The following is a 281-nucleotide window of genomic DNA, read 5'->3' as shown; positions in this document are numbered from 1 at the left end:
ACCACCGCCCGGCCGCTTGGCTGCTGTTGGCCGGCGCCTGCTGCGCCCTGCGCGCCTGCGAGCAGGAAGAAGGCAAGCTGGACGGCCCCGCACCGGCCGCCAGCTTCACCGTGCAGCTGAATACCGCGCAGTACCCGGTGGTGGCCACCTTCACCAGCACCAGCCAGAATGGCTTCCTCGACCAGTGGGACTTCGGCGACGGCTCCTCCCTGGAGTCGCGCGAGACGGTGACGCACACCTACCCCCGGCCCGGCACCTACACCGTGAAGCTGGCCGTGGCC

1 protein-coding gene is annotated in these 281 nt (G+C 70.8%); it reads left to right on the top strand.

What is annotated here, in order from left to right; genetic code table 11:
- On the top strand, nt 1-281 hold a 281-nt coding region (locus EJV47_RS27830; protein ID WP_126696470.1), incomplete at both ends, for a PKD domain-containing protein.

It is taken from the genome of Hymenobacter gummosus, assembly GCF_003970915.1.
GTDB lineage: Bacteria > Bacteroidota > Bacteroidia > Cytophagales > Hymenobacteraceae > Solirubrum > Solirubrum gummosum.
This window is presented reverse-complemented; position numbering and strand designations above follow the sequence as displayed.